Source organism: Pseudoalteromonas amylolytica (assembly GCF_001854605.1).
Lineage (GTDB): Bacteria > Pseudomonadota > Gammaproteobacteria > Enterobacterales > Alteromonadaceae > Pseudoalteromonas > Pseudoalteromonas amylolytica.
In genome coordinates this window covers 1-7,866 of record NZ_MKJU01000009.1, presented here as the reverse complement: position 1 = coordinate 7,866, position 7,866 = coordinate 1, and the positions used below count along the sequence as shown (strand labels likewise).

The window sequence follows — 7,866 nt, the reverse complement described above, 5'->3', positions numbered from 1 at the left end:
AATTAACCGCAGAGCGTTTTATCACGGTTAGTTTGTACGAAGGTCATGAAGAAAGAGTATACCGTACTGGCGATTTGGTTCGTCAACTACCGGATAACAATATTGAGTTCATTGGGCGTAAAGATGATCAGGTCAAGATCCGAGGGTTCCGTATTGAACTTGGAGAGATTGAGTACCAGCTTTCTCAGTCAAGTGATGTGCAGTCTTGTGTGGTGGTCGCACGTGAAGATGAGCCGAATAAAAAGCAGTTGGTTGCCTATGTGGTATTGAGTAACAAGGAAGCAATTAGCGCGGAGGTGGTGTCGTCTTTGAAGTTACGACTTACCGAGCAGCTACCCGATTACATGGTGCCAAGTGCGATTTTGGTATTGGATGAAATGCCACTGACAGCCAATGGTAAGGTGAATAAAAAGCAATTACCTATGCCTGATTGGGCGAGTATCGCAGTCAGTAACTATGTTGCTCCAATGAATGATATTGAACAGCAATTGGTGGTGATTTGGGCTGAGCTATTAGGTTTGGCAGCGGAGCAGCTTAGCATTGATGCTAACTTCTTTGAGCTTGGTGGTGACTCTATCTTATCGATTCAGGTAGTTTCAAAAGCGGCAAAGGCAGGGCTGTTCTTTAGTGTTAAAGCCCTATTTGATATGCCGACTATCCGTCGTTTAGCCACCAGTGTGAACACGGGACCAAAGGTACTTGCACCACAAGAAGCCACGAGCGGAGCACAACCTTTGTTACCCATTCATCGTGAGTTCTTCACGGATGAAACGGATATTAATCACTTCAACCAAAGCTTGTTATTACAAGTACCAGACACGCTGACGTTGGAGTTACTACAGGCTATGTTCACTGAGCTTTATCAGCGTCACGATGCATTACGCTTAGTGTTTACAAAATCGCGTGATGAGCAGTGGCAGGGACAGTATGTAGCACACAGTGCACAATCAATCTCATCGCTGGTATCACAGATCACATGGCCACTTACGAGTGCTCAAGCGCAGATCAGCGAATTTGCTGATTACGCAACGCAAGTGCATAAGAGTTTAGATATCACAGCGGGTCGTTTGATGAAAGCGGTGCTAGTTAAGAATCTAGAGCCGACCAAGCAAGATCAGCATGTGTTTATTTGCGTTCACCACTTAGTGATAGACGGTGTATCGTGGCGGGTGCTGCTGGATGACTTAACCACGTTATTTGAGCAACACCAAGCGGGTAACGCCTTGAAACTGGGTGCGAAAAGCTCATCTTACCAACAGTGGGGAGAGTTTTTGGAAGACTACGCCCAACGCTCAAGTGTGGTTGATGAGTTGGGTTATTGGCAAGCGGTGGTGTCTAGTCCGGTTGCTCGTTGGAGCGCATCGGCTCCTGAACATGGATTGGCGACCACCTATGAAGAAGCCAACTTTAGTTTATCTACGGCTTTGACATCTCAGTTAATTAACGAGAGTAATCAGGCATATAGAACGCGTATCAACGAGTTGTTGTTGGCGGGTTTGTTTGTGGGTATGAAGCAGTGGCAAGGTGTATCGGGTATCCGATTGGATTTAGAAAGCCATGGTCGAGAAGCCCTGAGCGATGAAATTGACTTAAGTGAAACCTTAGGGTGGTTTACGAGTATTTATCCATGCTTGTTAAGCCATGACAGTGATGATGTTGCAGCGCTCATTTGTGCAGTAAAAGAGCAGTATAGAGGGATCCCAAATGGTGGCATAGGGTACGGTTTATTACGCCATGGGGTTGGCTCAGTAGAAGGACATGCGGTGCTATCAGAAGGTGATGCAGGCAGCGAACTGTTGTTTAATTACTTAGGCCAATTCGATGCGTCCACAGGGGAGCGGCAAAAATTCAGCCGAGCAGATATATCAACAGGACAAGGCGTGAGTGTTCGTCGTGCGCAGGCGTATGGTTTGTCATTGAATGGATTTGTAGAAAAGGGACAGCTTCATATCAGCTTAGGGTATGACAAAGCGGCTTATTCGCAAACGTTTATCGCACAGTGGATGGCGGCCTATGAAGCTGGTCTGGCAGCGGTAATAGCGCATTGTCAGCAAGTTAACCGAGGCGAGTTAGCGGGGCGGTTTACTGTCAGTGATTTTCCGCTGGCCACGGTTACAGAGCAGGCATTAATAGACTGGTCAAGCTTAACGAAGGGGCGGCTATTAGACTTATATCCGGCGACGGGTATGCAACAAGGTATGCTATTTCATAGCTTGTTGTCGTCAGACAGTTACGCGACCCAAGTGAAAGTAGAGTTTACGGATTTACATGTTGAGCACTTTAGACAAGCATGGGAAAAGGTAATCGCGAGACATGATATTTTCAGAACCAGCTTTGTGGGTGTAGAAGACGGTAATGCACACCAATTAGTACAATCGGATGTGATGCTGGATTGGCAGGAGATCTCATTATTAGAGCTGACGCCGGTAGCACAGCAAGCAGCGATAGAGCAGTATCGTACAGAAGACAAAGCGAAAGGGTTTATAGCGGCTCATGCCCCATTGATGCGATTGACGGTGTTCAACTTGTCAGAGGCAGCAGAGGGTACAAAACAAGTACTACTTTGGACACACCATCACGCCCTATTAGACGGTTGGTGTACGTCGCTGGTGTTTGGAGAGGTGACAGAGTATTACCGAGCACTTCAAACAGGCAGTGAAGCACAGCTTGGTGCGGTGGAGCCTTACAAAGGGTATGTCCAATGGTTAGCGGAGCAGCCAGCGACAGCGGCAAGGGAATATTGGCATCACCACCTTAGGGACGTAGAAGGGGTCACTCCCTTACCATTTGTAGGGTATGGGGTAGAGGTCAGTGAGCACGAAGAAGCACGAAACGGTATTCATCAGGCACGGTTTAGTTTAGAGGCGGAGAAAACAGCGGCGTTGGTGAAGCTTGCACGAGCGTGTCAAACAACAGTGAATGTGATAGTCCAAGCGGCTTGGAGCCTATTATTGAGCCGTTACAGTGGTGAATCACAGGTAATGTTTGGTGTCACAGTATCGGGGCGTCCGGCGCAGCTCAAAGGTGTTGATGAGATGGTGGGGCTATTTATCAACACGGTGCCGATGAAGGTTACGGTGGATGAATCACAAACGCTAGAAAAGTGGTTGCGTCAACTACACAAAGATTTAGTCGATGCGGACAGTTATAGTTACCTACCCCTATCAGATATTCAGCAGTTAGCGCCTACACAGCAGCAACTATTTGATAGTTTGTTTATTTTCGAGAACTATCCGGTTGACGCTGCAATCAGTGACAAAGCAAATGCTGCATCTTTACAAGTCGATAGCATATTTAGTGATGAACAGACCAACTACAATTTGTGTATAACGGCCAACCTAACGAATCGTCTTCACTTGATATTAGATGGTAAGGTAAGTTTGTTTGAACAGGCCCAAATTAATAGCCTAGTAGGGCAACTCGCTATGGTCTTAGAGCATATGTTGGTTCAATCTACTGTGGCTGATATTAGGATACTCAGTGCCGCTGAAGAGCAGCAAATTGTTGCCAGTACACAAGGGAAAGTATGTTCTTTAGACGGGCAGCACAGCTTTTTAGAAAGCGTGATCTGTTTCGCGAACAGTCAGCCAGATCAACTTGCGTTAGTTGACGGTGCGAGAGAAATTAGCTACGCAGAGTTAATGTCTTTAAGTAGCCATATTCAACGCGCTCTAGATGAGGGCATCGGTGAATGCATAGGTGTACTTCTTGAACGATCAGTTGAGTGGGTCGCCAGCTTTATTGCTGTTACGGCATCGGGCAAAGTTTATGTGCCTCTAAACCCGAAGTTGCCTGCCGATAGATTGAAATCAATCGTTGAAGAGTCAGGGCTTAGCAAGGTCATTACACAGGAACAATACAGTGATTTAGCTGACGCGCTCAATGTTCAATCAATATTTGTTAGTAGCATTGAAATGAATAAAGGTGAGTGTCCATCAGTACCAAACCTTATTCATCATGATATTGCATACTGTATTTTTACCTCTGGTACGACTGGTAAGCCTAAAGGCGTCAAAATTAGCCATGCTGCGATGTCTTCAATGTACTTGGCATGGCGAGAGGTATATGAACTAGAACACAACGTGAAAGTTCATTTGCAAATGGCGGAAATGAGCTTTGATGTTTCTATTGGCGATTTAATTCGCGGACTCGGATCCGGTGGGCAACTAGTGCTTTGCCAACACAACGACCTACTTAACCCAAATAACTTGTTGCGCATAATTGAAAAGTATCAGGTTCAAATTGGTGAGTTTGTACCAGCGGTACTTCGGAACTTGGTCGATTATGTTATTAGCGAAAATAAACATTTATCTACTTTCAAGTTCTTGCTAGTTGGTTCTGATGCATGGAATCTTAATGATCATTTAAAAGCTGAAAGCATACTTCTCGACGGAGCCACTTTAGTCAATTCGTATGGTCTATCGGAATGTACGATCGATAGTACCTATTTTATACGTGAACGAGGCTCCGAGTTAGACAGTACAGTTGCTTGTATCGGTAAACCGTTTGCAAACGTGAACTTATATATTCTTGATGACTCATTGCACGTTATTGCGCCTGGCTGCGTAGGCGAATTGTGTATTGGCGGAGTGACCGTCGCTTCAGGCTATATCAATAATCCGCAATTAACCGCAGAGCGTTTTATCACGGTTAGTTTGTACGAAGGTCATGAAGAAAGAGTATACCGTACTGGCGATTTGGTTCGTCAACTACCGGATAACAATATTGAGTTCATTGGGCGTAAAGATGATCAGGTCAAGATCCGAGGGTTCCGTATTGAACTTGGAGAGATTGAGTACCAGCTTTCTCAGTCAAGTGATGTGCAGTCTTGTGTGGTGGTCGCACGTGAAGATGAGCCGAATAAAAAGCAGTTGGTTGCCTATGTGGTATTGAGTAACAAGGAAGCAATTAGCGCGGAGGTGGTGTCGTCTTTGAAGTTACGACTTACCGAGCAGCTACCCGATTACATGGTGCCAAGTGCGATTTTGGTATTGGATGAAATGCCACTGACAGCCAATGGTAAGGTGAATAAAAAGCAATTACCTATGCCTGATTGGGCGAGTATCGCAGTCAGTAACTATGTTGCTCCAATGAATGATATTGAACAGCAATTGGTGGTGATTTGGGCTGAGCTATTAGGTTTGGCAGCGGAGCAGCTTAGCATTGATGCTAACTTCTTTGAGCTTGGTGGTGACTCTATCTTATCGATTCAGGTAGTTTCAAAAGCGGCAAAGGCAGGGCTGTTCTTTAGTGTTAAAGCCCTATTTGATATGCCGACTATCCGTCGTTTAGCCACCAGTGTGAACACGGGACCAAAGGTACTTGCACCACAAGAAGCCACGAGCGGAGCACAACCTTTGTTACCCATTCATCGTGAGTTCTTCACGGATGAAACGGATATTAATCACTTCAACCAAAGCTTGTTATTACAAGTACCAGACACGCTGACGTTGGAGTTACTACAGGCTATGTTCACTGAGCTTTATCAGCGTCACGATGCATTACGCTTAGTGTTTACAAAATCGCGTGATGAGCAGTGGCAGGGACAGTATGTAGCACACAGTGCACAATCAATCTCATCGCTGGTATCACAGATCACATGGCCACTTACGAGTGCTCAAGCGCAGATCAGCGAATTTGCTGATTACGCAACGCAAGTGCATAAGAGTTTAGATATCACAGCGGGTCGTTTGATGAAAGCGGTGCTAGTTAAGAATCTAGAGCCGACCAAGCAAGATCAGCATGTGTTTATTTGCGTTCACCACTTAGTGATAGACGGTGTATCGTGGCGGGTGCTGCTGGATGACTTAACCACGTTATTTGAGCAACACCAAGCGGGTAACGCCTTGAAACTGGGTGCGAAAAGCTCATCTTACCAACAGTGGGGAGAGTTTTTGGAAGACTACGCCCAACGCTCAAGTGTGGTTGATGAGTTGGGTTATTGGCAAGCGGTGGTGTCTAGTCCGGTTGCTCGTTGGAGCGCATCGGCTCCTGAACATGGATTGGCGACCACCTATGAAGAAGCCAACTTTAGTTTATCTACGGCTTTGACATCTCAGTTAATTAACGAGAGTAATCAGGCATATAGAACGCGTATCAACGAGTTGTTGTTGGCGGGTTTGTTTGTGGGTATGAAGCAGTGGCAAGGTGTATCGGGTATCCGATTGGATTTAGAAAGCCATGGTCGAGAAGCCCTGAGCGATGAAATTGACTTAAGTGAAACCTTAGGGTGGTTTACGAGTATTTATCCATGCTTGTTAAGCCATGACAGTGATGATGTTGCAGCGCTCATTTGTGCAGTAAAAGAGCAGTATAGAGGGATCCCAAATGGTGGCATAGGGTACGGTTTATTACGCCATGGGGTTGGCTCAGTAGAAGGACATGCGGTGCTATCAGAAGGTGATGCAGGCAGCGAACTGTTGTTTAATTACTTAGGCCAATTCGATGCGTCCACAGGGGAGCGGCAAAAATTCAGCCGAGCAGATATATCAACAGGACAAGGCGTGAGTGTTCGTCGTGCGCAGGCGTATGGTTTGTCATTGAATGGATTTGTAGAAAAGGGACAGCTTCATATCAGCTTAGGGTATGACAAAGCGGCTTATTCGCAAACGTTTATCGCACAGTGGATGGCGGCCTATGAAGCTGGTCTGGCAGCGGTAATAGCGCATTGTCAGCAAGTTAACCGAGGCGAGTTAGCGGGGCGGTTTACTGTCAGTGATTTTCCGCTGGCCACGGTTACAGAGCAGGCATTAATAGACTGGTCAAGCTTAACGAAGGGGCGGCTATTAGACTTATATCCGGCGACGGGTATGCAACAAGGTATGCTATTTCATAGCTTGTTGTCGTCAGACAGTTACGCGACCCAAGTGAAAGTAGAGTTTACGGATTTACATGTTGAGCACTTTAGACAAGCATGGGAAAAGGTAATCGCGAGACATGATATTTTCAGAACCAGCTTTGTGGGTGTAGAAGACGGTAATGCACACCAATTAGTACAATCGGATGTGATGCTGGATTGGCAGGAGATCTCATTATTAGAGCTGACGCCGGTAGCACAGCAAGCAGCGATAGAGCAGTATCGTACAGAAGACAAAGCGAAAGGGTTTATAGCGGCTCATGCCCCATTGATGCGATTGACGGTGTTCAACTTGTCAGAGGCAGCAGAGGGTACAAAACAAGTACTACTTTGGACACACCATCACGCCCTATTAGACGGTTGGTGTACGTCGCTGGTGTTTGGAGAGGTGACAGAGTATTACCGAGCACTTCAAACAGGCAGTGAAGCACAGCTTGGTGCGGTGGAGCCTTACAAAGGGTATGTCCAATGGTTAGCGGAGCAGCCAGCGACAGCGGCAAGGGAATATTGGCATCACCACCTTAGGGACGTAGAAGGGGTCACTCCCTTACCATTTGTAGGGTATGGGGTAGAGGTCAGTGAGCACGAAGAAGCACGAAACGGTATTCATCAGGCACGGTTTAGTTTAGAGGCGGAGAAAACAGCGGCGTTGGTGAAGCTTGCACGAGCGTGTCAAACAACAGTGAATGTGATAGTCCAAGCGGCTTGGAGCCTATTATTGAGCCGTTACAGTGGTGAATCACAGGTAATGTTTGGTGTCACAGTATCGGGGCGTCCGGCGCAGCTCAAAGGTGTTGATGAGATGGTGGGGCTATTTATCAACACGGTGCCGATGAAGGTTACGGTGGATGAATCACAAACGCTAGAAAAGTGGTTGCGTCAACTACACAAAGATTTAGTCGATGCGGACAGTTATAGTTACCTACCCCTATCAGATATTCAGCAGTTAGCGCCTACACAGCAGCAACTATTTGATAGTTTGTTTATTTTCGAGAACTATCCGGTTGACG

The 7,866-nt window shown here is 46.3% G+C and carries 1 protein-coding gene; it reads left to right on the top strand.

Annotated elements, in window-relative coordinates:
- On the top strand, positions 1 to 7,866 hold a 7,866-nt coding region (locus tag BET10_RS04040), incomplete at both ends, for a non-ribosomal peptide synthetase (protein ID WP_139158735.1).